Origin of the sequence: Aureimonas sp. AU12 (genome assembly GCF_001463705.1) — a bacterium.
Classification (GTDB): domain Bacteria; phylum Pseudomonadota; class Alphaproteobacteria; order Rhizobiales; family Rhizobiaceae; genus Aureimonas.
In genome coordinates, this window is record NZ_BBWH01000048.1 from 53,482 (window position 1) to 79,216 (window position 25,735).

The window sequence follows — 25,735 nt, forward strand, 5'->3', positions numbered from 1 at the left end:
GCCTTCCATCGCGAAAATGAATGATGCGCGGCTCGCCGGCTCGGCTAGACTGGTTCCATGAACCAGCACGCGACCGTCACGAAGGGCTTCACGGCCTGTCCCCATGATTGCCCCTCGACCTGCGCGCTGGAGGTCGAGATCCTCGACAGTCGCACGATCGGCCGCGTGCGCGGCGCCGAGGACAACAGCTACACGGCCGGCGTCATCTGCGCCAAGGTGGCGCGCTACGCCGAGCGCGTCCACCATCCCGATCGCCTCCTCAAGCCGCTGCAGCGCGTCGGGGCGAAGGGCGAGGGCGGCTGGCGCGAGATCTCCTGGGACGACGCGCTCGACCTCGTGGCCGAGCGGTTCGTCCAGGCCGAGGCGCGCCATGGGTCGCAGGCTGTCTGGCCCTATTACTATGCTGGCACGATGGGCCTCGTGCAGCGCGACGGCATCCACCGGCTGCGCCACGCCAAGCGCTATTCCAACCAGTTCGATTCGATCTGCACGAACCTTGCCTGGACCGGCTTCGTCGCCGGCACGGGCAAGCTCGCCGGCGTCGATCCGCGCGAGATGGCCAAGGCCGACGTCGTTGTGATCTGGGGCACCAACGCGGTGGCGACGCAGGTCAACGTGATGACCCACGCCATCCGCGCCCGAAAGGAGCGCAGCGCCAGGATCGTCGTCATCGATATCTACGACAACGCCACGATGAAGCAGGCCGACCATGCGCTGAAGCTGAGGCCGGGCACCGACGGCGCGCTGGCCTGCGCCCTCATGCACATCGCCTTCCGCGACGGCACAGCCGACCGCGCCTATCTGGCCGCGCATACCGACGACGCCGCCGGACTGGAGGCGCATCTCGCCACACGGACGCCGCAATGGGCCGCTGACATCACCGGTCTCGGCGTCGAGGAGATCGAGGCCTTCGCGGCTCTGATCGGGCGCACGTCCCGAACCTTCTTCCGCCTCGGCTACGGCTTTTCGCGCCAGCGCAACGGCGCCGTGGCGATGCACGCGGCCCTCAGCGTTCCCACCGTCTTCGGGCACTGGAAGAGCGAGGGCGGCGGTGCCTTCCACAACAACGGTGCGATCTGGCATTTCGACAAGCGGCTGATCGAGGGGCGCGGCTACGAGGATCCCTCGATCCGCCATCTCGACCAGTCGCGCATCGGCGCCGTCCTCACCGGAGACCGCGACGCGCTGGCGGGCGGGCCGCCGGTGACGGCGATGATCGTCCAGAACACCAACCCGGCCAATGTCTGCCCCGAGCAGCGCGACGTGGTGCGCGGGCTGATGCGCGACGATCTCTTCGTGGCCGTCCACGAGCAGTTCATGACCGACACCGCCAAGCTCGCCGACCTCGTGCTGCCGGCCGCGACCTCGATGGAATACGACGACATCTATCGCGGCGGCGGCCAGAGCCACATCCTCTTCGGTCCCAAGCTCATCGAGCATCCCGATACGGTGCGCACCAACCATTTCGTGGTGGAGGAACTCGCCAAGCGCCTCGGCGTCGCCGACCGGCCGGGCTTCGGCCTCACCGAGCGCGAGCTGATCGACCAGCTGCTGACGGCCAGCGGCTACGAGGGGCTGGCGCAGCTCGAGAAGGATCGCTGGATCGACGTACAGCCGCCCTTCGAGGCCGCGCATTACACGAACGGCTTCGCCTGGCCGGACGGCAAGTTCCGCTTCCGGCCGGACTGGGCGGGCATGCCCGCGCCGAACCGCCCGCCGGCCTCGATGGGGCTGCTCGGACCGGTCGGCGAACTGCCGGTCTTCCCGGATCAGGCCGCGCTCATCGAGGAGACGGACGAGGCCCATCCGTTCCGGCTGGCGACGCCGCCGGCGCGCCAGTTCCTCAATTCGTCATTTGCCGAGACGAAGGGCTCGCGTCAGCGCGAGGGACGCCCGGAATTGCGGATGTATCCGGACGACGCGGCGCGGCTCGGGCTGGAGGACGGGGTGCGCGTCGAGGTCGGAAACAAGCGGGGCGACATCGTCATGCCGCTGAAGATCGACGCCGCCGCGCGGCCCGGCGTTCTCATCCACGAGGGCATCTGGCCGAACGCCGCCTTCGAGCGCGGCGAGGGCATCAACGTGCTGACGGGCGCCGACCCCGCCGCGCCCTTCGGCGGCGCGGCCTTCCACGACAACCGGGTCTGGGTGCGCCTGGCGTGAGGGGGCGGGCGACCGCGTCGGGTCCGCCCGCCTGAAACGCGATCGGACGCCTTCAGGCGTCGCGGGCGTCAGGCGAGACGAGCATGGCGATGCCGTCCTTCACGAGGCGGTTGTGACCGGCCTCGGCGCTCGGAATGTCGTCGGTGGCGAAGATCGCACGTCCGCCTTCCATGCGCACCGTGCCGTCGAGAACGAGGCGCAGCGCGTGCGGGTAGAGCCGATGCTCGGCGCGCAGCAGGCGGTCGGACAGGCGGTCCGGCGTGTCGCCGCGCTCCACGGCGATCGCGGCCTGCGCGATGATCGGCCCCTCGTCCATATCCTGGGTGACGAAATGCACCGTGCAGCCATGGATCCGCATGCCGGCGGCCAGCGCCCGTTCATGGGTGTGCAGGCCGGGAAAGAGCGGCAGCAGCGAAGGATGGATGTTGATCATCCGTCCCTTGTAGTGCTCGACGAAACGCGGCGTCAGCAGCCGCATGTAGCCGGCGAGGCACACGACGTCGGGGCGGAACTCGTCGAGGACGCGGATCAGCGCCGCTTCGTGCTCGTCGCGCGAGGCATGATCGCGATGGGGCACGGCCTTGGCCGCGATCCCGTAGCGGGCGGCGGTGGCGAGCCCGCCGGCATCGGCCTTGTTGGCGAGGACCGCGACGATCTCGCCGGGAAACGAGGGGTCCATCGCCGCGCCGATGAGCGCCGACATGTTGGAGCCGCGGCCCGAAATGAGCACCGCGACGCGCTTGCGGGGCGAGGTGGTCACAGCGCCAGCGTTCCGTTGAAGGTGACGGCGGCCTCGCCCTCGCGCGGCAGGATGCGGCCGAGCGGCACGACGCCTTCGCCCTCGCTCGTCAGCATCGCCGCGACGGAGGCGGCCTCCGCCTCCGAGACGACGACGACCATGCCGATGCCGCAGTTGAAGGTGCGCAGCATTTCCGATTCCACCACGCCGCCGGTCTTGGCCAGCCACTGGAACACAGGCGGCACGTGGATGGCGAAGAGGTCGATGTCGGCGCGCAGATGGTCGGGCAGCACCCGCGGGATGTTCTCGGGGAAGCCGCCGCCGGTGATGTGCGCCAGCGCCTTGATGCCGTCGTCCTGGCGCAGCGCCGAGAGCAGCGAGCGCACGTAGATCCGCGTCGGCGCGATCAGCGCCTCGGCCAGCGTCTTCGAGGCGTCGAACGGGGCGGGCGCGTCGTAGGCCGCGCCGCTCATCTCGACGATGCGGCGCACCAGCGAGTAGCCGTTGGAATGGACGCCGGACGAGGCGAGGCCGAGGATCACGTCGCCCGAATGGAGGTCGCCGGAGGGCAGGAGACGACCGCGCTCGGCGGCGCCCACCGCGAAGCCCGCGAGATCGTAGTCTTTCTCGGCGTAGAGGCCGGGCATCTCGGCGGTCTCACCGCCGATGAGCGCGCAGCCCGCTTGCCGGCAGCCCTCGGCGATCCCTGCGACGATCGCCTCGCCCTGCGCCGGGTCGAGCTTGCCGGTGGCGAAATAGTCGAGGAAGAAGAGCGGTTCGGCGCCCTGCACCACGAGGTCGTTGACGCACATGGCCACGAGATCGATGCCGATCGTGTCGTGGAGGCCGGTGTCGATGGCGACCTTCAGCTTGGTACCGACGCCGTCGTTGGCGGCCACGAGCACGGGATCGATGAAGCCGGCGGCCTTCAGGTCGAACAGGCCGCCGAACCCGCCGATCTCCCCGTCGGCGCCCGGGCGGCGCGTCGAGCGCACGAGCGGCTTGATGCGGCGGACGAACTCGTTGCCCGCGTCGATGTCGACGCCGGCGGCGGCGTAGGTCAAACCGTTGTGTGTCTCGGCGGTCATGATCGCGTCCTCGTTTCAGGCGAGTTGCCATGATCGAAACCGGCGGGCAAGCCCTTCGCGCGGTGTTTCGGGCGGGAAACCAACCCCCGGCGATCCGGCGCGCAGTCCGCACCCTTGACCCGGTTCGGGGCCGCTGCCTATCTGAACCCTTGCGCGCCCGCGGGATCCGACGTCGGACGCCGGGTCGCACGGGGTGTTGCATGATCCACGACCGAAGCCGGCTCCTCCAGCGTCAGATCCTGTTCTGGGGCCTCACCGCGCTCGTCGTCGTCCTCCTGCTCTGGATCTTCCGGGGCATCCTCCTGCCGTTCGTGCTCGGCATGGTGATGGCTTACTTCCTCGATCCGATCGCCGACTGGCTGGTGCGCCGGGGCCTGTCGCGGCTGGCGGCCAGCGTCCTCATCCTGGTGATGTTCCTGATCATCATCACGCTCGTGCTGCTCGTTCTCGTGCCGATCATCGGTGGGCAGGTGGCGGGCTTCGTCGAGCGCCTGCCGCAATATCTCGGACGGCTCCAGGCACTAGCGCAGGAGTTGCGCGCCGGGCCGCTTTCTCGCTTCGTCGAGGGCAACGACCAGACCCTGCAGCAGGATTTTCAGGCGATCGTGCGCCAGCTGTCGGGCTTCGTCACCTCGCTCGTCGCCTCGCTCTGGACCTCCAGCCTCGCGGTGGTCAACTTCCTGTCGCTCTTCGTGGTGACGCCGGTCGTGGCCTTCTATCTTCTCCTCGACTGGGACCGGATGATCGCCAAGATCGACGCCCTGGTGCCACGCCAGCATGTCGGCACGGTGCGCCGGCTGGCGCGCGAGATCGACCGGTCGGTGGCGGGCTTCGTGCGCGGGCAGGGCAGCGTCTGTCTGATCCTCGGCACCTACTATGCGGTCGGGCTGACGGCGGTGGGGCTGAACTTCGGCCTCCTCATCGGCTTCTTCGCCGGCATCATTTCCTTCGTGCCCTATGTCGGCTCGGCGATCGGCCTGGTGATCGCGATGGGCGTGGCGCTCGTTCAGTTCTCGCCCGACTGGGTCTGGGTCGCCGCCACGGCCGGCGTCTTCTTCACGGGCCAGTTCGTCGAGGGCAACATCCTGCAGCCCAAGCTCGTGGGCGCCTCGGTCGGGCTGCATCCGGTCTGGCTGATGTTCGCGCTCTTCGCCTTCGGTGCCATCTTCGGCTTCGTGGGCCTGCTGATGGCGGTGCCGGCCGCCGCCGTCGTCGGCGTGCTCGTGCGCTTCGTCACGCAGCTCTACCTCACGAGCGAGGTCTATTTCGGCCGCACGATCGACGCAGGCCCTGCCCAGATGGAAATCGAGAGCGGCGGCCTGACCCATGCTCTCCAGAACCAGTTCGATCCGCGCGCCGGGCAGCAGGGATCGGGCGCCGGATCGGGCGATTGACCATGCGTCGGACGGCGCAGATCCCCTTCGACCTGCCGGCGACGGCGTCGCTGGCGCGCGACGACCTCGTCTCGGGCGAGGCCAACGCGCTGGCGCTCGGCGCGATCGACGCCTGGCCGGACTGGCCGCATCCCGTCGTGATGGTGGTCGGCCCCCCCGGCGCCGGCAAGACGCACATCGCCGCCGCCTGGGCCGAGCGCGCCGGCGCCGCGATGTTCGATCCGGCCTCGGCGAACGCGGCGGGCGAGCGATCCGATGGCGGTTTCGCCGTGGTGGTCGAGGATATCGATCGCACTGGGTACGACGAGGGCGAGCTGTTCTCGCTCTTCAACGCCGCGCGGCTCGGCGGTGGCAGCGTCCTCGCCACCTCGCGCCTGATGCCCGCCGCGCTGCCGATCCGGTTGCCCGACCTCTTGTCGCGGCTGCGCGCGGCGACGATCGTCGAGTTGGCGGCGCCCGACGAGACGCTGCTCTTCGGCGTCTTGATGAAGCTCGCCGCCGACCGGCAGGTCGAGCTCGATCCGCGGCTCGCGACCTTCGCGCTGTCGCGCATGGAGCGCTCGTTCGAAGCGGCCGCCGACCTCATCGGCCGGCTGGACCGCGAGGCCCTCGCGCGCAAGGGCCCGATCACCCGAAGCTTGCTGCAGTCGGTTTTGCGTCAAATGGAGGTGGAATGCGACACCGCGTCATGAAACAGTCGCGGAAACGAAATAAGGGCTGAGGATCTATGGCGGCAGGCAGGGCAGGACGGCGATGAGCGAGACGATCTCCAAGGACAAGCCGCGATCGGACCGCCCCACGCCGCGCCGCCGCGCCCCTCGCCGGGCCACGACGAACGACGCTGGCGAGGCCGTGTCGGTCGACGAGATGGAGGCGGCCGAACTCGAGGCCATCGACGAGGAGCTCGAAGACAGCGAGCCGATGCCCGACCAGACGCTGATGGAGGCGGCGGGCATCGTGCGCCCGACGGTCCAGGCGCCGGTCGTGGTCGCTGAGACGCAGGAACTTCCGGCCGATCGCTTCATCAACCGCGAGATCTCCTGGCTCCAGTTCAACCGCCGCGTCCTCGAAGAATCCCAGAACCCCGCACATCCCCTGCTCGAGCGGGTCCGCTTCCTGTCGATCTCGGCCGGCAATCTCGACGAGTTCTTCATGGTCCGCGTCGCCGGCCTCGCCGGTCAGGTGCGTGAGAAGCTGACGGTGCGCAGCGACGACGGGCTCCTGCCGCAGGAGCAGCTCGATCGCGTGCTCGCCGAGATCGTCATCCTGCAGGAAGAGCAGCAGGCCTCGCTGGCGGTTCTGGTCAAGGAACTGAAGGCCGCCAACGTCCTGATCGTCGGCGCCGGCGACCTGAAGAAGGACGACCGGGCCTGGCTGGAAAGCCATTTCGCCGAGGCGATCTTCCCGGTGCTGACGCCGCTGTCGATCGATCCGGCGCACCCCTTCCCGTTCATTCCCAATCTCGGCTTCTCGATGGCGCTGTCGCTCGTGCGCGAGCGCGATTCGCAGCCGATGAACGCACTCCTGCGTCTGCCGGTGGCGCTGCAGCGCTTCATCGAGATGCCGCTGACCGAGAGCGGGCAGGCACGCTTCGTGCCGCTGGAAAGCGTCGTCGCCGCCTTCATCGTGCGCCTGTTCCCGGGCTACCGGGTGCGCGGCTCCGGCACGTTCCGCATCATCCGCGACAGCGACATCGAGGTCGAGGAGGAGGCCGAGGATCTCGTGCGCCTGTTCGAGACGGCGCTGAAGCGTCGCCGGCGCGGATCGGTGATCCGCATCGAGTTCGACAGCGCGATGCCCGAACCCCTGCGCAACTTCGTCGCCAGCGAGCTCGGCGTCGCCGAGAACCGCATCTCGGTGATGGACGGGTTGCTGGCGCTCGAATCGGTGTCGCAGATCGTCAAGCTGCCGCGCGACGACCTGAAGTTCGCGACCTACATCCCGCGCTTTCCCGAGCGCATCCGCGATCACAACGGCGACTGCTTCGCCGCGATCCGCGAGAAGGACATCGTCGTCCACCACCCCTACGAGAGCTTCGACGTGGTGGTGCAGTTCCTGCGCCAGGCGGCGCTGGATCCCAACGTCCTCGCCATCAAGCAGACGCTCTACCGCACCTCGAACGACTCGCCGATCGTGCGCGCGCTCATCGATGCGGCGGAGGCCGGCAAGTCGGTGACGGCGCTGGTGGAGCTGAAGGCGCGCTTCGACGAGGAGGCCAACATCCGCTGGGCGCGCGATCTGGAGCGCGCCGGCGTGCAGGTCGTGTTCGGCTTCATCGAGAAGAAGACGCATTCCAAGCTGTCGCTCGTGGTGCGCCGCGAGGAGGGCAAGATCACCTCCTTCGTCCATGTGGGGACGGGCAACTACCATCCGATCACCGCGAAGGTCTACACGGACCTCTCGTACTTCACGGCCGATGCCGACATCGCCCACGACGTGGCGCTGATCTTCAACTACATCACCGGCTATGCCGAGCCGACCGAACTGCGCAAGCTGGCGATCTCGCCGCTGACGCTGCGCAAGCGCATCCTCCAGCATATCGAGGAGGAGATCGGGCACCAGAAGGCGGGTCGTTCCGGCCAGATCTGGATGAAGATGAACTCGCTCGTCGACGCGCAGACGATCGACGCGCTCTACCGGGCGAGCCAGGCCGGCGTCGAGATCGACCTCATCGTGCGCGGCATCTGCTGCCTGCGGCCGCGCGTCCCCGGCCTCTCCGACAACATCCGCGTGAAGTCGATCGTCGGGCGCTTCCTCGAGCACAGCCGCATCTTCTGCTTCGGCAACGGGCACGGGCTTCCGTCGGAAAAGGCGATCGTCTACATGGGCTCGGCCGATCTGATGCCCAGAAACCTGGATCGCCGGGTCGAGGCGCTGATTCCGATCAAGACGCCCACCGTCCACAGCCAGGTTCTTTCGCAGATCATGCTCGCCAACATCCTGGACAATCAGCAGAGCTGGTCGGTGCTGTCGGACGGCACGTCGCGCCGGATCGAGCCGTCGACCGGCGAGCAGCCGTTCAACGCGCAACGCTACTTCATGACCAACCCGAGCCTCTCGGGACGCGGGAAAGCCCTGAAATCGAATGCTCCGAAGCTTATCGCCAGACAACGTGCCGAGCACTCCCGTTTCGACTGACCCCACCCCGCACGGACGCATACCCGGCCGCACGCCCGTGGCCGTGGTGGATATCGGCTCCAATTCGGTGCGCCTCGTCATCTACGAGGGCAACACGCGCGCCCCGACCGTGCTGTTCAACGAGAAGGTGCTGAGCGGTCTCGGGCGCGGCCTCGCGCAGACCAACCGGCTGGACGACAAGGCCGTGGCGAGCGCGCTCTCGGCGCTGTCGCGGTTTCGCGCCCTGTGCGACCAGTCGGGCGTCACGGAGATCCATCCGATCGCGACGGCGGCGGCCCGCGAGGCCACCAACGGGCCGGACTTCGTACGCGCCGCGGAAGCCGCGATCGGCTGCCCGATCACCATCCTGTCGGGCGCCGACGAGGCGCATTTCGCGGCCGAGGGCGTCGTCTCCGGGTTCCATGCGCCCGATGGCATCGCCGGCGATCTCGGCGGCGGCTCGCTGGAGATCGTCGACATCGCGCGAGGTCAGATCGGGAAGGGCGTCACCATGCCGCTCGGCGGCCTGCGCCTGCAGGACCTCTCGGGCAACGACGTGGGCAAGGCCCGCGCGATCGCGGAAAGCCATGTGATCGCCACGGGTTTCGCGGGGGTAGCGACGGGGCGGCCTTTCTTCGCCGTTGGCGGGACCTGGCGCAACCTCTTCAAGCTGCACATGGAGCAGACCGGCTATCCGCTACACGTGATGCATGGCTACTGCGTCAAGCCCGCGGGCATTGCCGACTTTCTCGCTTCGGTGATCAAGGCCGACCCGGACAAGCTGCCCGGCATCGCCGCGATCTCGCGCAGCCGTCGCGCGCTGCTGGCCTTCGGCGCCGTGACGCTGCAGGCCGTCATCACCCACCTGAAGCCGTCGGAGATCGTGCTCTCGGCCTACGGGGTGCGCGAGGGCTATCTCCACGGTCGGCTCGACGAGACCGAGAAGGCCAAGGATCCGCTGATGGAAGCGGCGCACGAACTTTCGTTCCTGCGCTCGCGCTCGCCGCTCCACAACGAGGAACTCGTGGAGTGGACCTCGCGCACCTTCGCCTCGCTCGGCATCGCCGAGACGCCGGGCGAGGAGCGGCTGCGCAAGGCCGCCTGCCTGCTGACGGACATTTCCTGGCGCGCCCATCCCGACTACCGGGGGCGCCAGAGCATGTCGATCATCGTCAACGCCAACTTTCCGGCGGTCGACCATGCCGGCCGGGCCTATCTCGGCCTCGCCAATTATTACCGCTACGAGGGCACGTTCGATCCCGACTCGATCGCCAACATGGGCCACGTCGTCGAAGCCCGCACGCTGACGCTGGCGCGCATTCTCGCCTCGCTCTTCCGCGTCACATACCTGCTGACGGCCGCAATGCCCGGTGTGCTCGAGCGCCTGCGCTGGGCGCAGGATCCGCGCGGCGGCTTCACCCTCGTCATCCCAAAGGATCTTTCCGGCCTCATGGGCGAGCGCCCCGAGGCCCGGCTTCAGTCCTTCGCCAAGATCATCGAGCGGACGCTGCGGATGGAAGTTCGCTGATACCGGCCGCGAATTCTAAAGTGAGGGCAGGGCGGCGCGGGGCCGCCCTGCTGATTTTCAGACGAAGGCGAAGTCGTCGGCCGTAAGGTTGGCGAGACGCTGGTTGGCCAGCGTCAACGTATCATCCTCGCCGAGAGCGATCACCACGTCGAGGCCGACCTGCCGGGCGTCCGCCATCACGGCGGCGTAGTCGGTGAAGATCTCGGACGAGAACTCGATCCGGTCGGACGTGGCGCCGGTGGCCGAGAAGTCCTTGATCACGTCGTCGCCCGACCCCGCCGCGAAGACGAACACATCGCGCCCCGCACCGCCGGCCAGGAGATCATTGCCGGCGCCGCCGACCAGCCGGTCGTTGCCGGTGCTGCCCGAGAGGACGTCGTCGCCGTCGCCGCCTTCGAGGCGATCGTCGCCGGCCGCGCCGTCGAGCGAGTCGGCCCCGCCGCCGCCGATCAGCGTGTCGTTGCCGGCGTCGCCGCGCAGGATGTCGTCGTCCGCGCCGCCATCGACGAGATCGTTGCCAACGCCGCCTTCCAGCTTGTCGCGCCCGGCGCCGCCTTCGATGCGATCGTCGTCGGCCCCGCCGAGGAGCACGTCGGCCCCCGCACCGCCGATGAGCGTGTCATTGCCGCTAAGGCCCGCCAGGATGTCGTCGCCCATGCCGCCGTCGAAGGCTTCGGCCGCCGCGGTCCCCGTGATCCGGTCGCGCCCGCTGCCGAAGACGAAGCCTTCGATGCCGCTGAAGGTCTGCAGCCCGATGCCGGTGCCGGACGCCATGCCGGCCGTGAGATCGAGCGTGATTGCGTCGGTCGCGGCCGACAGGTCCAGCGTGTCGAAGCCACCGCGCCCGAAGATCGTGTCCGCTCCGAGACCGGCATGGATCACGTCGTCGCCGAGCCCGGCGTCGAGACGGTCGCCGCCCGTGCTGCCGGTCAGGCTGTCGTTGCCGGCAAAGCCGTAGACGGAGTAGCCGACGATGCCGGCCTCAACTGCGCCGGCGATGAGAACCGAACCGGTGGTTTGGTCGTTGGAGCCGTCCACGAGCACGGCATGTCCATCGCCGGGCACGGGAATGAGCACGGCGGCGCTGGCGCGATCGGCGTCGGCCTGCAGGAAGCCGAGGCGGCCGTCGGCGGTCGCGCCGACGCCGTAGGTGTTGCCGGCGGCATCGACCATCAGTGCGTGATTGGGGCCGCTGACGATGTCGACGATGTCGATCCCGTCGAGCCCTTCGATGCGGCGGGGCGTGACGACCGTGTCCTCGAGCGTCGAGTCCAGCCAGCCCTGGTCACCCCAAGTCCAGACCTCGCCGTCCGCGGTCAGCGCGATCACCCAGCGCGAGCCGACATGGATCTCGACGATGCCGGCCGGCAGCCCTTCGATGAGGGTCGGCGTCGCCGAGTTCCCGCCGCTATAGTTCGTCAGCGTCCCATCGGCCTGCGCGGTGCCCTTGAGCAGCTGGCCGAAATCCGACTGGCCCCAACCATAGACGGCGCCGGTCGCGGTGATGGCGAAGGCGGTGTTGGTGCCGGCTTCGACCGAAACGACTTCGCCGGGAATGTCGACGAGAACCGGCGTATCGGCGCGCCGCAATCCGGCGGCGTTCGGGCCGATCTGCTGCTGGACGTTGCTGCCCATGGCGTAGACCTCGCCGCTATCGGTCAGCACCAGCGTGAAGGAGGTGCCGGTCGAGACGGACGCGACCTTGGCGCCGCCGAAGGCACTCGACGAAACGGCGATGGGCGCGCCCTGGTTGACGAGATTGCCGATGCCGAGCTGGCCGTTGGTGTTCTGACCCCAGCCGTAAAGGATGCCGTCGGCCGACACCGCGTAGCTCGCGCCGTTGCCCATCAGGATCGACGCGATGTCGATGCCGTCCAGCCCCGCGACCTTCGTCGGCACGAGGCTCTCGGTGTTGGCGGTGCTGCCATGGCCGAGCTTGCCGAGATTGTTGTCGCCCCAGGTGTAGACCTCGCCCTCCGCCGTGAGGAAGGCGCCGTGCAACTGCCCGGCCGAGAGGCCGACGATCGTTCCGGTAAACCCGTCCGGCAGGTTGATCGCCTCGAGCGTCGTCAACTCGGCCTCGGTGCCGTTTCCGCGAGCGAGCTGGCTGTTGGTGTTCTCGCCGACCGAGAAGATCGTTCCATTTTGAAGAAAGATGGAATAATGATTGCCCGTACCGATAGTCTCGACCATGTGATCCCTCTGAAAAGACGGCATCCACAGTCGTGCAGGCGCAGTTCTTCGACCCAACGACTGGAGATAGTCTGGAATAGTTCTAAGGCTTGCTTGCGCTGTGGTGCAAACGTGCTTTACGAAAGATGACTGATCGAGTCAACTTTAGATCCGAGCGCTGACGGGCTCGCGGTTCGCCGGGCGGGGCGCAACCGTGCGATCGGCACGCGGATCGGTTCGAAGAGTCGGGTTGGGAGATGCGGAGCGCGTGCCGGCAGAGGGGCGAACGCAACGACCGTTCGGTCCGGACGGATTGGCACGCCGGGCCGAAAGGGGAGGCGGCGTCAGTCGAGCGCGACGACCTCGACGCGGCGGTTGCGATAAACGAGGGCCGACTTGCCTTCGAGAAGTTCGAGCGCGCGCGTGCCGAACAGGTCGCGGCGCCAGCCCTTGAGGACCGCCACGTCGGCGCCTTCGCCATCGACCGCCAGCTTCTCCAGATCGTCGCCCGAGGCGATGAGGCGCCCGGCGACGCCGCGCTCCTCCACCACGATCTTGAGGAGAACGCGCAGGAACTCGACTGCCGACGCCGTGCCTTCCGGCAGGTTCGGGGCTTTTGGAACCGGCGGCAGCTCGTCCTTCGGGATGGCCGCGGCGCGGGCGACGGCGGCGAGGATCTCGCGGCCGGCGCTGGAGCGCTCGAACCCCTTCGACACCGTCCGCAGGCGGGCCAGTGCCGCTTCGTCGCGCGGCTGCTGCTGCGCGATCTCGTAGACCGCGTCGTCTTTCAGCACGCGCGAGCGCGGCTGGTCGCGCTGACGCGCCTCGCGCTCGCGCCAGGCCGCGACCTCCTTCAGCACCGCAAGCTCGATGGGCTTGCGGATGCGCAGCTTCAGCCGCCGCCAGGCGTCGTCGGGATGAATGTCGTAGGTCTTCGGGTCGGACAGCACGGCCATCTCGTCTTCGAGCCAGTCCTCGCGCTTCTCGATAGCCAGCGCCTTGCCGAGGAAGCGATAGGCGTCGCGCAGATAGGTCACGTCGGCGAGCGCATAGTCGAGCTGCTCGGTGGAGAGCGGCCGGCGGCGCCAGTCGGTGAACCGCGAGGTCTTGTCGATGCGCCCGTTCGAGGTGCGCGCTACCAGCTGGTCGTAGGCGATGGATTCGCCGAAGCCGCAGACCATGGCGGCGACCTGCGTGTCGAACAACGGCGCCGGGATCAGCCCGCCGAGCTTGTGGATGATTTCGATGTCCTGCCGCGCGGCATGGAACACCTTCAAGACCTTGGGGTCGGCCATGAGAGCGAAGAACGGCGCGAGGTCGATGCCCTCGGCGAGGGGATCGACCAGCACCGCCAGATCGTCCGACGCCATCTGGATCAGGCAGAGCTCCGGCCAGAAGGTCGTCTCGCGGATGAACTCGGTGTCGACCGTGACGAACTCGGCCTTTGCGAGGGTCTTGCAGGCGTCCGCAAGGGCGGTGGTCGTGGTGATCGGCTCCATGCTTTCCTTATAGACCGTCTTTTCCGCCGGTTGCACGCCGAGCCCCCGCCCGGTGCCGCAATCCCCCGGTTTTGCGCCCGAGGCAGAGCCGCCGTCGGAAGGCGAAGGGCGTCGATTCTTGACAGATCAGGGCCTCCATGCGCTTTTCCGCGCGAAAACGGGGCGAGGGTCGTCGCCGCGGCGCCCGATCGCACGCGGCGGCCCGCCCGCCCGCCAGCCGAAAGAAGACCGAATCATGCATCGCTACCGCAGCCACACCTGCGCCGACCTGCGCCCCGCCCATGTCGGCGAGACCGTCCGCCTGTCGGGCTGGGTGCATCGCGTTCGCGACCATGGCGGCCTGCTCTTCATCGACCTGCGCGACCATTACGGCCTCACCCAGATCGTCATCGACCCCGAATCCCCGGCCTTCAAGACGGCCGAGGCGGTGCGCAGCGAATGGGTGATCCGCGTCGACGGCACGGTGAAGGCGAGGACGCCGGAGACCATCAATGCCAAGCTGCCGACCGGCGAGGTCGAGATCTTCGCGCGAGAGATGGAAGTCCTGTCGCAATCGAAGGAACTGCCGCTCCCCGTTTTCGGCGAGCAGGAATATCCGGAGGACGTGCGCCTCAAGTACCGCTTCCTCGACCTGCGCCGCGACACGCTGCACAAGAACATCGTGCGCCGCACGCAGATCATCGCCTCGATGCGCCGGCGCATGACCGATACCGGTTTCACCGAATTCTCGACGCCGATCCTGACGGCCTCCTCGCCCGAGGGTGCGCGCGACTTCCTCGTGCCGAGCCGCATTCATCAGGGCAAGTTCTACGCGCTGCCCCAGGCGCCGCAGCAGTACAAGCAGCTGATCATGATGAGCGGCTTCGACCGCTACTTCCAGATCGCGCCCTGCTTCCGCGACGAGGACCCGCGGGCCGACCGCCTGCCGGGCGAATTCTACCAGCTCGACCTCGAGATGAGCTTCGTCGAGCAGGAGGATATCTTCCAGACGATGGAGCCGGTGATCCGCGGCATCTTCGAGGACTTCGCCGACGGAAAGCCGGTGTCGCAGACCTTCCGCCGCATCCCCTATGCCGACGCGATCCGCAAATACGGCTCCGACAAGCCGGACCTGCGCAACCCCATCGAGATGGAGGCCGTGACCGAGCACTTCGCCGGTTCGGGCTTCAAGGTCTTCGCCGGCATGATCGCCAAGGACCCGGCCGTCGAGATCTGGGCGATTCCGGCGAAGACCGGCGGCAGCCGCGCCTTCTGCGACCGGATGAACGCCTGGGCGCAGGGCGAGGGCCAGCCCGGCCTCGGCTACATCTTCTGGCGCGAGAGCGCCTCATTCACCATCGAAGACGAGGAAGGGAAGCCCGCTTTCGGAGGCGATAACATTTGTAGTTTTGAGGGCAGCGGTCCGCTCGCAAAAAACATTGGCCCACTTCGAACAGAAAAATTGAGACGCCAGCTCGGCCTCGCCGCGGGCGATGCCTGCTTCTTCGTGGCCGGCGTGCCGAAGACCTTCGCGGCCTTTGCGGGCGCGGCGCGCACCCGCGTCGGCGAGGAGCTGAACCTCGTCGATCGCGAGCGCTTCGAGCTTGCCTGGATCATCGACTTCCCGTTCTACGAATGGGACGAGGACAACAAGAAGGTCGACTTCGCGCACAATCCCTTCTCGATGCCGCAGGGCGGGATCGAGGCGCTGGAAAGCCAGGAGCCCCTGTCGCTCAAGGCCTATCAGTACGACATCGTCTGCAACGGCTTCGAAATCGCGTCGGGCGGCATCCGCAACCAGCTGCCGGAGACGATGGTCAAGGCGTTCGAGATCGCCGGCTATTCGCGGAGCGATGTGGAAGAGCGTTTCGGGGCGCTCTACCGCGCCTTCCAGTACGGCGCGCCGCCGCATGGCGGCATGGCGGCGGGTGTCGATCGCATCGTGATGCTGCTTTGCGGCGTGAAGAACCTGCGCGAAATCACCATGTTCCCGATGAACCAGCAGGCGTTCGACCTCCTGATGAACGCCCCGTCGGACGCCTCGAACCCCCAGCTGCGCGATCTCGGCATCCGCGTCGCGCCGCAGGCCCCCAAGGCCTGATCTACGTTTGGTCTGATGTTAGAGGATAAGGGCGCTTCGGCGCCCTTTTTCATGGGGCCGCGAAGTCGAACGCGCCCGCCGCGTCCCACGGGCCGCCGCGGTAGCGCCAGAGGAGGAGGCCGGTGCCATCAGCCTCGAAGGGCTGGAATCCGGTGTGCAACTGCGCGAACAGGGCCTTGGCCTCGGCGGCGGGCGCCTTGTTCTGGATCGTGACATGGGCGGAAAAGCGCTGCGCGTCCTGCGGCGTCAGCCAGTTCGCCCAACGCCGCGCCAGCTCCGCTCGCACCGCGTCGAGCGCCGGGGATCGCACGGTGTAGGCCGTGCCGTAGCCGAGGAAGCGGAGCCCCTTGATCGAAAGCGGCAGCGGCCCCGCGGCGGCGGCCGCGACCTCGGCGAGATCGCTGCGGATCTGGCGCTCGCCATCTGCGGGAAGCTTGTGGAACAGCGACAGATGGGCGGGGATCCTATTGCGCGCGGGCGGAAAGTGCCGGCGTCGCTCTGCGTCGAAGAGCGCGAAGCTCACCTCGTCGAAGCGCAGCGTCAGGATGAAGGGGTCGGCAACGTCGTCGTTCATCCCGCTTCAACGAAAACGCCGCCGACCCGTTGCCGGGCGGCGGCGCTTCGTCGCGACGGCGAGAGGCTCAGTTGCCCGAGCGCACGTCCACGTTCAGCACCTGCGGCAGGGTCTGCGGGGCGCCCATCGCGGCGCCGATGATCTGCGTCGCGGGCACCGGGGCCGGCGGCGCGATGGCGATGCGCAGCGACTGCGGGTTCTGCAGGAAGTTGGTCAGGGCGCCCGCGACCTTCGTCTGGAAGTCGGGGTTCTGCAGGTAGGTCAGCGCCATCGGCATCATGCCGGTCAGCGACGAGACGAGCTGGTCGCGGCTCTGGCCGTTCTGCTTGGCGAAATAGTCGAGCAGCCGGTTGGTCAGCGAGCGGTCCTCGAAGGAAAGCTCGGCCGACTTCAGGTAGAGCTGCGAGATCAGGCCGATGATCGCCATGCCCGACCCGTCGGCATTGCCGCCCGACGCCTGCATCTGCTGCGAGAGCTGTGCCAGCGACTGGATGAAGCTCGGAGTGTAGCCGGTGATCGTGTATGAGAAGGCGAGTTCGCCGGCATTGTCGACCTCGAGCTGCAGCGGGTCGAGCTGCAGCATGCCGGTCTGCGGATCCCAGGCAGCGGTGCCGCTGAGGTCGCCGCTGACCTGCGGATAGCCGAGTTCGGCCAGCATCGCCGAACCCTGCGCCTCGCCCGAAGCCGTGGTATCGACGTTGAACTTGCCGACGTCGAAGGTCGAGCGATAGCCGCCGCCCGAGGTCTGTGCGTTCTGCAGGCGGACGTTCTCGACGGCGACCACCGACTTGCCGGCCTTCTCGATGCCGACGCCATCGACGACGGCGCGATCGAAGAAGAGCGGCGCGAGCGTTGCGGTCGTGTCGTTCGTGCCCTTCATCTCCAGCCCGTCGACGCTCGCGCCCGTCAGGGTGACGCGGACGCCGTCCTCGCTCTGGTCGACGTCGTCGAGCGCCACGCGGCTGGCACGCCAGCCCTCCGGCGTCGATCCCGTCACGGTCTCGAAGCGCACGTCGCCGAGACCAACGGGATCGGCCGCCGGGGCCGGGCCGGGGCGGTTCGACGTCACCTTGGCGTCGCGCAACACCACGTCTTCGCCCTCTGTGGCGACGCTGGCGAAGGTGAGGTTCACCGACTGGCCGGCCATCACCGTCTTCAGACGGTCGGCGAAGGCCTGTCCGTCGACGGCGAGGGCCGAACTCGAACCGGCGAGAACGAGAGCCAGCCCCGCGAGGACGCTGCGTGTGGAAAAGACGGACATGCGGGACGCACCTTTCGGAAGGGGAAATCGGACGGACGGCGAGCGCCCGGACGGGCCGCATCGCGAATCCGCCGAGGAGAAGACGGCGAAGTCGCCCCTATTATGGCGGTTCGGGCGTCGAGGGGAAGCCATGGCCTCGCCTCACGAAAGGCTGTTCCCGCTGCATCGCCCGCGTGAGCCCTGTGCGGCTTTGTTCCGTTCTTGTTCCGACCTTGCGTTTCGGCTATCCAAAAGGGCATGGGCAAGCCTGTTGATCCCCCCGCCGGCGGCGGCGACATCGAACCGATCGACCTCAAGACGGCGCTGGAGGAGCGATACCTCGCCTATGCGCTGTCGACGATCATGGGCCGCGCGCTGCCGGACGTGCGCGACGGGCTGAAGCCGGTGCATCGGCGCATCGTCCATGCGATGCGGGTGCTGCGGCTCGACCCCGGCCAGGGCTACAAGAAGTGCGCGCGCATCGTCGGCGACGTGATGGGCAAGTTCCATCCTCACGGCGACGCCTCGATCTACGACGCGCTCGTGCGCCTCGCGCAGGATTTCGCGATCCGCTATCCGCTGATCGACGGACAGGGGAACTTCGGCAATATCGACGGCGATAGTGCCGCGGCCATGCGCTACACCGAAGCGCGGATGACCGAGGTCGCGACGCTGCTGCTGCGCGGGATCGACGAGAACGCCGTCGACTTCCGCCCGACCTACAACGAGGAGGACCAGGAGCCGATCGTGCTGCCGGGCGCCTTCCCCAACCTTCTCGCCAACGGCGCTTCCGGCATCGCGGTGGGCATGGCGACCTCGATCCCGCCGCACAATGCGGCCGAGATCTGCGATGCCGCGCTGAAGCTCATCGAGGATCCCGAGGCCGATCTCGACCAGCTTCTGAAATACGTCCAGGGGCCGGACTTCCCGACCGGCGGCGTCGTCATCGACGGGCGCGAGATCATCCGCGAAGCCTATGCCACCGGACGCGGCTCGTTCCGGGTGCGGGCGCGCTGGGAGCGCGAGGAGCAGGGCCGCGGCGGTTATGTCGTCGTCGTCACCGAGATCCCCTATCAGGTTCAGAAGTCGCGGTTGATCGAGAAGATCGCCGACCTCCTGATGGCCAAGCGCCTGCCGCTTCTGGCCGACATCCGCGACGAATCGGCCGAGGACGTGCGGATCGTGCTCGAGCCGAAGGCGAAGAACGTCGATCCAGAACTTCTGATGGAATCGCTCTTCCGCACGACCGACCTCGAGTCGCGCATTCCGCTCAACATGAACGTGCTCTCGGGCGGCAAGGTGCCGCGCGTCATGTCGCTGAAGGAGGTGCTTGTCGAGTGGCTGGCGCACCAGCGCGAGGTGCTGGTGCGGCGCTCGCAGTTCCGCCTCGACCAGATCGAGCGGCGGCTGGAGATCCTGGCGGGCTACCTCATCGCCTTCCTCAACCTCGACGAGGTGATCCGCATCATCCGCGAGGAGGACGAGCCCAAACAGGTGATGATCGCGACCTTCGGGCTCACCGACATCCAGGCCGAGGCGATCCTCAACATGCGCCTGCGCTCGCTGCGCAAGCTGGAGGAGTTCGAACTCAAGAAGGAGTTCGACCAACTTTCGGACGAGCGCGCCGACAAGGTGGCGCTGCTCGGCTCGCCGGAGCTTCAGTGGAGCCGCGTCTCGGCGGAGGTGCGCGAGGTGCGCGAGGCCTTCTCGAAGAAGACCAAGCTCGGCAAGCGCCGCACGCTCTTCGCCGATGCGCCGGAGCACTCGCTCGGCGACATCGCGGTGGCGCTGATCGAGAAGGAGCCGGTAACGGTCGTGCTGTCGCAGAAGGGCTTCCTGCGGGCGCTGAAGGGACACCTGAGCGACCTGTCGAACGTCACCTACAAGGACGGCGACAAGCTGAAGATCGCCTTCCCGGCGTTGACCACGGACAAGCTGATCTTCCTCTCTACCAATGGACGAGCCTTCACGCTCGGCGCCGACAAGCTGCCGGGCGGGCGCGGGCAGGGCGATCCGATCCGCCTCGCGATCGACCTGGAGGACGAGGCCGACATCGTGCTCGGCTTCGTCGCCGACGCGAGCGCCAAGCGGCTCGTCGTCTCCAGCGACGGTAACGGCTTCGTGGTGTCGGAGAGCGAGCTTCTATCGGGCACCCGCAAGGGCAAGCAGGTGCTGAACGTCACCGGCCCCGTGCAACTCGTGCGGGCCGAGCGCATCGCCGGCGGCGACACGGTGGCTGTCGTCGGCGAGAACCGCAAGATGGTGGTCTTCCCGCTGATGCAGGTGCCCGAGATGACGCGCGGCAAGGGCGTGCGCCTGCAGCGCTACAAGGATGGCGGCCTCGGCGACCTCAAGATCTTCAAGCTGGCGGATGGCCTTGTCTGGACCGATACGGCGGGCCGAGTCTTCAACCGCACCGAGGCCGATCTCATGGAATGGCGCGGCGACCGGGCGCAGGCCGGGCGCCTGGTGCCGAAGGGCTTCCCGAAAAGCGGCCGCTTCACCTGAGGCTATCGAGTTTTGAGCCTTGGCGATCAAGGGCTTGGCAAGCAGTCTGCCAAGCTTGGTCGAAACGCCTCACGCGATGGTCGAGCTGTCGCCTGCGATCGGTGCGACCTCCGCGCTGACCGCGGCAGGGGGCACCGCGTAGCGCTCCCAGCCGCGTGGGGTCAGGTGCTGCTGGGGCTGGTAGCGGATCTTGTAGTCCATCTTGCGCGAGCCCTCGACCCAGTAGCCGAGGTAGAGATAGGGCAGGCCGAGCTCGCGCGTGCGCTCGATGTGATCGAGGATCATGTGCGTGCCGAGGCTCCGGTCGGCCTCGTCCGGGTTGAAGAACGAGTAGACCATCGACATGCCGTCGCCCATCACGTCGCTGAGCGCCACCGCCATCAGGTCGCCGTCCGAGCGATGGGTGATGCGCGAATCCGGTCCCCTGCGGCGGTACTGGATGACGCGCGTGTCGACCTGGCTGTCCTCCACCATCATCGCGTAGTCGAGCACCGACATTTCCGACATGCCGCCGCGCGTGTGGCGTGCGTCGAGATAGCGGCGGAAGAGGGCGTATTGCTCGCTCGACGGCTCGGCCGCGGTGATCCGGCCGATGAGGTCGCCGTTGGTCTGGCTCACCCGCTTCATCGACTTCGTCGGCTTGAACTCGTCGACGAGGATGCGCACGGACACGCAGGCCCGGCACCGCTCACAGGCCGGGCGATAGGCAATGTTCTGCGACCGACGGAAGCCGCCCTGCGTCAACAGGTCGAGGAGATCCGGCGCGCGATGGCCGACGAGATGCGTGAACACCTTGCGTTCGAGCTGGCCGGGTAGGTAGGGGCATGCCGACGGCGAGGTGAGGAAGAACTGAGGCGTCTGTGGATGGGCCGTCATGGTCGTCTCGGCTGCCTCGCGTCGGAGATCCGGCCGCGATCGGCCGCTCGTCTCGCGTCATCAATCTGGCGTCAAAACGACGGCTTGGAAAGGGACGTGCGACCTTGCGCGCCGGTGAAATTCACCGGCGCGCCGGTTGGTCAGGACCGCCGGGTCACGACGGTGCCGAGAAGGAGATCCTGTACGAGCTGCTTGCGCGGCGTGAACAGGGCGACGAGCACGATGAAGCCGCTCGTCAGGACGTTGCCGGCCCAGAACAGGACGCTGTGAAGAACCGCGAAGGCGGGATCGACGCGGCCGCCGTCGAGGCGCTCCAGACGCAGGTCGAACATTCGCATGCCCGGGGTCGCCTGCGCGGAACCGCCGAGCGTGAAGGCGACATAGGGGATCGCGACGATCGGGAAGATCGCACCGTAGAGCAGCCAGCCGAGCCCGAGCGTAACGACGCCCAGCAGCGTCACGACGAAGAACACGGGCACGCAGAGAAGCAGCACCAGCGTGTAGTCGGCAAGGAACGAGAAGACGCGCCGGGTGCGCACCGAGCGATAGGCGCGGGGCTCGTCCACCCAGGTCGGTGCGGTCTGATGCAGGCTCGTCATGTCTCGGCTGGTCCTCGGTGCGCGGATTGGTGCTGGCCCTGAAATGGGAAGTCGCGCACCGCCCCGCAATATCCCCGTCTCAGCGGCGCTGGAGCGCCTCGGCGATACGAGGAGAGAAGTAGGAGAGAACGCCCGAAGCACCGGCGCGCTTGAAGGCGCGCATCGTCTCGAACATGGCGCGGTCCCCTTCGATCCAGCCATTCTGGGCGGCGGCCATGATGACGGCGTATTCGCCCGAGGTCTGGTAGGCGAAGGTCGGCATGCGGAATTCGTCGACGAGGCGGGCGAGGATGTCGAGATAGGGCAGGCCCGGCTTGACCATGATCATGTCGGCGCCCTCGGCGATGTCCTGCGCGGCCTCGCGCAGCGCCTCGTCGGCATTGCCCATGTCCATCTGGTAGGTCCGCTTGTCGCCCTTCAGCGCACCCGTCGAGCCGACGGCATCGCGGAACGGACCGTAGAAGGCCGAGGCGTATTTCGCGGCATAGGACATGATCATCGTGTCGCGCAGGCCGTCCGCGTCGAGCGCGGCGCGGATGCAGGCGACGCGGCCGTCCATCATGTCGGACGGCCCGATGATGTCGCAGCCGGCCTTGGCCTGGACGAGCGCCTGCCGGCAGAGGAGGTCGACGGTCTCGTCGTTGAGAATGCGCCCGTCCTTCACCAGCCCGTCATGGCCGTGGCTCGTATAGGGATCGAGCGCGACGTCGCAGAGGATGCCGATCTCGGGCACGGCATCCTTGATCGCCCGCGTGGCGCGGCAGACGAGATTGTCGGGGTTCAGCGCTTCCGAGCCCGTCTCGTCGCGAAGGCTCGCATCGGTGAACGGGAACAGCGCGATCACGGGGATGTCCAGATCGGCGGCGCGACGCGCGGCCTCGACGCAGCCGGCCACCGAATGGCGGAAGACGCCGGGCATCGACGCCACGGGCTCGGGCGCGCCATCGCCCTCGCGCACGAAGATCGGCCAGATCAGGTCGTTCGCCGTGATGTCGCTCTCGCGCACGAGGCGCCGCACCCAATCGGTCTGACGCAGGCGACGCAGGCGCGTTCCGCCGGTGACGCCGTCGATCGTCCTCGAAAACGCGCCGTGATCGCCGTGACTCATGACCCTGTCGTCTTTCATGCCTTTGAATTCGACGGCGAACCTAATGGCTGCACGGCCGGGAGAGAACCGCCAGGGCGGAAAATTCCCCAGTCCGGCGCCCGGATCGACGCAGCACAGGGCGCGGATTGACGGTGAGGGGCGCTGTCCCTAGCCTGAACCGGGCGACCCGGCGGCGGCATCGACGCCGCTGCGTCGCCTGGCATTCAGGAACCGGCATGACCCACGACATTGCGTCCGGCGAAGCGTCTCGTCGCCGGATCGGCGCTGAGACCCGATGACGATCGAAATCTTCGCCCGGGACAAGGACGAGACGCTCAACCGCGCCCTGACCGTCTGGCTGTGCCGGCTGTCGGGGCTCGCCCTGTTCGGCATGGGGCTTCTCTACTGGACGCGGCTGATCGGCATCTACGACGGCGATCTCTGGCGGTTCGATCTGATGCCGGTCTGGTGGCGCGTGGCCGCGCCAGCCTTGGCCGTGATGTACCCCGTGGCGGGCATCGGCCTCTGGATGACGACCTCCTGGGGCACGGTGATCTGGGTGCTCATCGCGGCGATCGAGGGTGTCATGCGGATGGGCTTCCCGCATCTCTTCGGCGCCGAACCGGCGATCGTCGGCCTGCATATCTTCGGGCTCGTTCTGCTCGCGGTCCTGCGGATCGTCTCGGCCTTCGAGAGCCGACGGCGCACCTCGCCGCGCCGCGTCTGAAAGGTTAATTCGAGAGGAAAAGAACACCCGCTGTTAAGCAAGTCAAAGCGTATCCAATTCGATACTCCTTGTTAAGCCAGACGTTTAAGTCGAATTTTAGAGGCGCCGCCTAATGTCGGTATCAAGAGCGGGGTCGATGTAGACCTCCACCGAGTAATCGCGGAGCCATCATGATGATCACGACGCCGAACAAGCGCGAAGTTGCTGTCCAGGTCGAGGAGAAGGTCGAGCTGAAGTCGCTTTACCTCGAGACGCTGCAGCTGGTCGAGCGCCTCCACCGCCGCCTGCTCGACGTGATCAAGGACGAATTCGATCGTGCCGGCCGCACCGACATCAACGCCGTGCAGGCGCTGCTCCTCTTCAACATCGGCAATTCGGTGCTGACGGCGGGCGAGCTGCGCACCCGGGGTTTCTACCTCGGCTCCAACGTCTCCTACAATCTCAAGAAGCTGGTCGAGCTCGGCTTCATCGACCACCAGAAGTCGCGGGTCGATCGGCGCGCGGTCCGCGTCTCGCTGACGAAGGCCGGCCTGCAGGTCGCCGAGATCGTCGCCGTTCTCTACGACCGTCACATCGGTTCGATCGACAAGGTGGGCGGCCTCGACGAGGGCGAATTCCAGAAAATGAACAAATCTCTCCAGCGCCTCGATCGGTTCTGGAACGATTCGATCATGTATCGCCTTTAAGGCTCAAGACACGGACGGCCGCGTCCTCCAGTCCGCAGCCTCCACTTCGCCCCACGACCGTCGTCCCGGTCGTGGGGCTTTTTGCAACAGCCGGGCGAAAAGCCCCTCACGCCAATGTGTTAGCCCTCCGATCCACGGTTTTGCCGTATTCGAATGGCCTTTCGGTCGCAAGTTTCCGGCAGCACGTCATGCGCCGGTCCATCCGGCGTTCGTTACCGTTTGATTCACGATGCGGATCTATGGTGCGGCGCAAGCGACCAGACACACTGGCAAGGGGGTAACATGTCGAACGGCAATTCCGATCGGGCGTCACACCGGATCTCGCGTCGCGGCTTCGTCGCGGGCGCGGCGTCTTTCGTGGGTGCCGCTGCCTTCGGCGGCGCCGCTCGCGCGCAGTCGGCGCTCGATGGCGTTCTCGCCGCGCCCAACCGCGGCGGCTGGAACGACCAGTTCGACACCCGCGCGGCCAGCGTCCGCAACGTCGCCTCCTATCAGCCGGTCTTCTCGCCGCAGACGCTCAATTCCATGCAGTCGGCGCTCGGCCAGTACAGCCAGATCGCCATGTCCGGCGGCTGGCCGACCGTGCCCGACTCGGCCAAACTGCAGCTCGGCTCGCAAAGCAGCGCCGTGCCGCTCCTGCGCCAGCGCCTCGCCATCTCCGGCGATCTCGACCGCTCGGCCGGCAACGGCGCGCAGTTCGACACCTATGTCGACGCCGCGGTGAAGCGCTTCCAGGCCCGCCACGGCCTGCCGGCGGACGGCGCGATCGGCGAGTACACGTTCAAGGCCCTGAACGTGCCGGCGGACGTGCGCGTCGGTCAGCTCCAGACCAACATCCAGCGGCTGTCGGCGATTCAGATCGATCCCGGCCGTTTCGTCATGGTCAACATTCCCGCCGCCTCGCTCGAGGCGGTCGAGGGCGGGCGCGTCGTGCAGCGCCACACGGCCGTGGTCGGCAAGATCGATCGGCAGACGCCGATCCTCGACTCGAAGATCACCAACCTCAACCTCAATCCCTACTGGCATGCGCCGGCCTCAATCGTCCGCAAGGACATCATCCCGCTCATGCAGAAGGACCCGACCTACCTGACGCGCAACGACATCATCATCTTCGCGGCGGACGGCAGCGTCATCCCGCCGGAGACGATCAACTGGCAGTCGGACGAGGCGGTGAAGTACCTGTTCCGCCAGAACCCCGGTCGCATGAACGCGATGTCGTCGGTGAAGATCAACTTCTCCAACCCCTACGCCGTCTACATGCACGACACGCCGCAGCAGAGCGTGTTCTCGCAGCTCATGCGCTTCGAATCGTCGGGCTGCGTGCGCGTCCAGAACGTGCGCGACCTCATCGTTTGGCTGGCGCGCGGCACTTCGGGCTGGGACCGCGAGGCGATCGAGAAGACGATCGCGGCGCGCACCCGGCAGGACGTCAATCTCGCCGATCCCGTGCCGCTGCACTTCACCTACCTGACGGCCTGGGCGAGCGACCCGACCGTGGTGCAGTTCCGCGACGACATCTACCGCCGCGACGGTGCTGAGCAGCTCGCCATGAGTTCCGCCCTGCCTACCGCCTATGCGGCCGGCGAGGAGGCTTCGGCCGACCTGCCGTACTGATCGGCCAGCCGGTCATCGGATCTGGAAAAAGGCCGGGCGCTCGT

Annotated in this window: 19 protein-coding genes; 10 read left to right on the plus strand and 9 right to left on the minus strand. The window is 67.4% G+C overall.

Going from position 1 to position 25,735, the window contains the following annotated elements:
- Nucleotides 1-57: 57 nt before the first annotated feature.
- A complete protein-coding gene (locus AUL33_RS19240; RefSeq protein WP_062212224.1) occupies nt 58-2,163 on the plus strand; it encodes a molybdopterin-dependent oxidoreductase in 2,106 nt (701 codons plus the stop codon).
- A gap of 52 nt (nt 2,164-2,215) precedes the next feature.
- On the opposite strand, the gene purN is transcribed toward AUL33_RS19240, so the two are convergent.
- Together purN and purM are read right to left on the minus strand one after the other, a co-directional pair.
- Nucleotides 2,216-2,923: a phosphoribosylglycinamide formyltransferase gene (gene purN / locus AUL33_RS19245; RefSeq protein WP_082652745.1), complete on the minus strand. Its 708-nt coding sequence runs from the start codon at nt 2,921-2,923 to the stop codon at nt 2,216-2,218.
- Nucleotides 2,920-3,990, minus strand: a complete 1,071-nt coding sequence (gene purM / locus AUL33_RS19250; RefSeq protein ID WP_062212227.1) for a phosphoribosylformylglycinamidine cyclo-ligase — start codon at nt 3,988-3,990, stop codon at nt 2,920-2,922. Before purM ends, purN begins: the two co-directional genes overlap by 4 nt.
- A gap of 200 nt (nt 3,991-4,190) precedes the next feature.
- Here purM and AUL33_RS19255 point away from each other — a divergent pair, with 200 nt between their 5' ends.
- The 4 genes from AUL33_RS19255 to AUL33_RS19270 all read left to right on the plus strand — a co-directional run bounded on the left by AUL33_RS19255 (nt 4,191) and on the right by AUL33_RS19270 (nt 10,029).
- Nucleotides 4,191-5,384, plus strand: a complete 1,194-nt coding sequence (locus AUL33_RS19255; protein ID WP_062212230.1) for an AI-2E family transporter — start codon at nt 4,191-4,193, stop codon at nt 5,382-5,384.
- A 2-nt stretch (nt 5,385-5,386) separates the two neighbouring features.
- Nucleotides 5,387-6,076 (plus strand): hypothetical protein, encoded by a 690-nt coding sequence (locus AUL33_RS19260; RefSeq protein ID WP_082652746.1) that lies wholly within the window; start codon nt 5,387-5,389, stop codon nt 6,074-6,076.
- A 229-nt stretch (nt 6,077-6,305) separates the two neighbouring features.
- Entirely contained in the window at nt 6,306-8,522 is a 2,217-nt protein-coding gene (locus tag AUL33_RS19265; RefSeq protein WP_082652758.1) for an RNA degradosome polyphosphate kinase, read from the plus strand.
- 37 nt (nt 8,523-8,559) lie between these two features.
- Entirely contained in the window at nt 8,560-10,029 is a 1,470-nt protein-coding gene (locus tag AUL33_RS19270; RefSeq protein WP_156419501.1) for a Ppx/GppA family phosphatase, read from the plus strand.
- Between the two features lie 57 nt (nt 10,030-10,086).
- Here AUL33_RS19270 and AUL33_RS19275 read toward each other — a convergent pair whose 3' ends face one another.
- Both AUL33_RS19275 and rnd read right to left on the minus strand, forming a co-directional pair.
- Entirely contained in the window at nt 10,087-12,222 is a 2,136-nt protein-coding gene (locus tag AUL33_RS19275; RefSeq protein ID WP_062212238.1) for a hypothetical protein, read from the minus strand.
- Between the two features lie 323 nt (nt 12,223-12,545).
- The gene (gene rnd, locus AUL33_RS19280) at nt 12,546-13,700 is read right to left on the minus strand and encodes a ribonuclease D (protein WP_062212241.1); all 1,155 of its coding nucleotides are present in this window, start codon (nt 13,698-13,700) and stop codon (nt 12,546-12,548) included.
- A 235-nt stretch (nt 13,701-13,935) separates the two neighbouring features.
- Between rnd and aspS the strand changes: the two genes are divergently transcribed.
- Nucleotides 13,936-15,780: an aspartate--tRNA ligase gene (gene aspS / locus AUL33_RS19285; protein ID WP_062212244.1), complete on the plus strand. Its 1,845-nt coding sequence runs from the start codon at nt 13,936-13,938 to the stop codon at nt 15,778-15,780.
- 49 nt (nt 15,781-15,829) lie between these two features.
- Here the strand turns inward: aspS and AUL33_RS19290 are convergent, their stop codons facing one another.
- Both AUL33_RS19290 and AUL33_RS19295 read right to left on the minus strand, forming a co-directional pair.
- On the minus strand, nt 15,830-16,354 hold the full coding sequence (locus AUL33_RS19290) for a 2'-5' RNA ligase family protein (RefSeq protein ID WP_062212245.1): 525 nt from the start codon (nt 16,352-16,354) through the stop codon (nt 15,830-15,832).
- Nucleotides 16,355-16,421: 67 nt separating this feature from the next.
- Entirely contained in the window at nt 16,422-17,615 is a 1,194-nt protein-coding gene (locus AUL33_RS19295) for a hypothetical protein (protein ID WP_062212248.1), read from the minus strand.
- A gap of 237 nt (nt 17,616-17,852) precedes the next feature.
- On the opposite strand from AUL33_RS19295, the gene parC reads away from it, so the two are divergent.
- The gene (parC, locus tag AUL33_RS19300) at nt 17,853-20,102 is read left to right on the plus strand and encodes a DNA topoisomerase IV subunit A (protein ID WP_062212251.1); all 2,250 of its coding nucleotides are present in this window, start codon (nt 17,853-17,855) and stop codon (nt 20,100-20,102) included.
- Between the two features lie 69 nt (nt 20,103-20,171).
- On the opposite strand, the gene AUL33_RS19305 is transcribed toward parC, so the two are convergent.
- From AUL33_RS19305 to hemB, 3 genes are all read right to left on the minus strand, one after another.
- Entirely contained in the window at nt 20,172-20,978 is an 807-nt protein-coding gene (locus AUL33_RS19305; protein WP_082652749.1) for an arginyltransferase, read from the minus strand.
- A gap of 140 nt (nt 20,979-21,118) precedes the next feature.
- Nucleotides 21,119-21,577 (minus strand): RDD family protein, encoded by a 459-nt coding sequence (locus tag AUL33_RS19310; protein ID WP_062212254.1) that lies wholly within the window; start codon nt 21,575-21,577, stop codon nt 21,119-21,121.
- Between the two features lie 79 nt (nt 21,578-21,656).
- The gene (gene hemB / locus AUL33_RS19315) at nt 21,657-22,685 is read right to left on the minus strand and encodes a porphobilinogen synthase (protein ID WP_062212257.1); all 1,029 of its coding nucleotides are present in this window, start codon (nt 22,683-22,685) and stop codon (nt 21,657-21,659) included.
- Between the two features lie 274 nt (nt 22,686-22,959).
- Here hemB and AUL33_RS19320 point away from each other — a divergent pair, with 274 nt between their 5' ends.
- From AUL33_RS19320 to AUL33_RS19330, 3 genes are all read left to right on the plus strand, one after another.
- A complete protein-coding gene (locus AUL33_RS19320; protein ID WP_062212260.1) occupies nt 22,960-23,391 on the plus strand; it encodes a DUF6163 family protein in 432 nt (143 codons plus the stop codon).
- A gap of 173 nt (nt 23,392-23,564) precedes the next feature.
- Nucleotides 23,565-24,077 carry a transcriptional regulator LdtR gene (gene ldtR, locus AUL33_RS19325; RefSeq protein ID WP_192843228.1) on the plus strand — a complete coding sequence of 171 codons (513 nt, stop codon included), beginning with the start codon at nt 23,565-23,567 and terminating at the stop codon, nt 24,075-24,077.
- A gap of 282 nt (nt 24,078-24,359) precedes the next feature.
- Nucleotides 24,360-25,691 carry a murein L,D-transpeptidase gene (locus AUL33_RS19330; RefSeq protein ID WP_062212264.1) on the plus strand — a complete coding sequence of 444 codons (1,332 nt, stop codon included), beginning with the start codon at nt 24,360-24,362 and terminating at the stop codon, nt 25,689-25,691.
- The last annotated feature ends 44 nt before the right edge of the window (nt 25,692-25,735 follow it).

What these genes read in the sequence shown, in the direction of transcription:
- AUL33_RS19240 (WP_062212224.1), top strand. Translation starts at nt 58, where the DNA reads ATGAACCAGCACGCGACCGTCACGAAGGGCTTCACGGCCTGTCCCCAT.
- purM (WP_062212227.1), bottom strand. Translation starts at nt 3,990, where the DNA reads ATGACCGCCGAGACACACAACGGTTTGACCTACGCCGCCGCCGGCGTC.
- AUL33_RS19255 (WP_062212230.1), top strand. Translation starts at nt 4,191, where the DNA reads ATGATCCACGACCGAAGCCGGCTCCTCCAGCGTCAGATCCTGTTCTGG.
- AUL33_RS19260 (WP_082652746.1), top strand. Translation starts at nt 5,387, where the DNA reads ATGCGTCGGACGGCGCAGATCCCCTTCGACCTGCCGGCGACGGCGTCG.
- AUL33_RS19265 (WP_082652758.1), top strand. Translation starts at nt 6,306, where the DNA reads ATGCCCGACCAGACGCTGATGGAGGCGGCGGGCATCGTGCGCCCGACG.
- AUL33_RS19275 (WP_062212238.1), bottom strand. Translation starts at nt 12,222, where the DNA reads ATGGTCGAGACTATCGGTACGGGCAATCATTATTCCATCTTTCTTCAA.
- rnd (WP_062212241.1), bottom strand. Translation starts at nt 13,700, where the DNA reads ATGGAGCCGATCACCACGACCACCGCCCTTGCGGACGCCTGCAAGACC.
- aspS (WP_062212244.1), top strand. Translation starts at nt 13,936, where the DNA reads ATGCATCGCTACCGCAGCCACACCTGCGCCGACCTGCGCCCCGCCCAT.
- AUL33_RS19290 (WP_062212245.1), bottom strand. Translation starts at nt 16,354, where the DNA reads ATGAACGACGACGTTGCCGACCCCTTCATCCTGACGCTGCGCTTCGAC.
- AUL33_RS19295 (WP_062212248.1), bottom strand. Translation starts at nt 17,615, where the DNA reads ATGTCCGTCTTTTCCACACGCAGCGTCCTCGCGGGGCTGGCTCTCGTT.
- parC (WP_062212251.1), top strand. Translation starts at nt 17,853, where the DNA reads ATGGGCAAGCCTGTTGATCCCCCCGCCGGCGGCGGCGACATCGAACCG.
- AUL33_RS19305 (WP_082652749.1), bottom strand. Translation starts at nt 20,978, where the DNA reads ATGACGGCCCATCCACAGACGCCTCAGTTCTTCCTCACCTCGCCGTCG.
- AUL33_RS19310 (WP_062212254.1), bottom strand. Translation starts at nt 21,577, where the DNA reads ATGACGAGCCTGCATCAGACCGCACCGACCTGGGTGGACGAGCCCCGC.
- hemB (WP_062212257.1), bottom strand. Translation starts at nt 22,685, where the DNA reads ATGAGTCACGGCGATCACGGCGCGTTTTCGAGGACGATCGACGGCGTC.
- AUL33_RS19320 (WP_062212260.1), top strand. Translation starts at nt 22,960, where the DNA reads ATGACGATCGAAATCTTCGCCCGGGACAAGGACGAGACGCTCAACCGC.
- ldtR (WP_192843228.1), top strand. Translation starts at nt 23,565, where the DNA reads ATGATCACGACGCCGAACAAGCGCGAAGTTGCTGTCCAGGTCGAGGAG.
- AUL33_RS19330 (WP_062212264.1), top strand. Translation starts at nt 24,360, where the DNA reads ATGTCGAACGGCAATTCCGATCGGGCGTCACACCGGATCTCGCGTCGC.